This is a genomic window from Streptomyces sp. WAC06614, from assembly GCF_003949795.1.
Classification (GTDB): Bacteria; Actinomycetota; Actinomycetes; order Streptomycetales; family Streptomycetaceae; genus Streptomyces.
This window is the reverse complement of sequence record NZ_RPRY01000813.1, coordinates 1-225: the sequence shown is the minus strand read 5'-3', so window position 1 is coordinate 225 and position 225 is coordinate 1. Positions and strand designations below refer to the sequence as shown.

Annotated in this window: 1 protein-coding gene; it reads left to right on the top strand. The window is 70.2% G+C overall.

Annotated features, from left to right (window positions below; genetic code table 11):
- A partial coding sequence (locus EF918_RS36600) for an AMP-binding protein (RefSeq protein WP_148141396.1) occupies positions 1-201 on the top strand: 201 nt, incomplete at its 5' end.
- Positions 202-225 lie beyond the last annotated feature (24 nt).

Here is a 225-nt window from a genome sequence, read left to right as displayed (position 1 = left end):
ATCGGCCGGCCCCTCACCAACAAGTACGCCTACGTCCTCGACGACCACCTGCGCCCCGTACCCCCCGGTGTCACCGGCGAGCTCTACCTCACCGGCGACGGCCTCGCCCACGGCTACCTCGCCCAACCCACCACCACCGCCACCCCCTTCGTCCCCCCCCCCCCGCCTCTCATACACATCTCCCAGCCCACGCGACACTGAGCCATCACGCATGCCGCCTTCTGC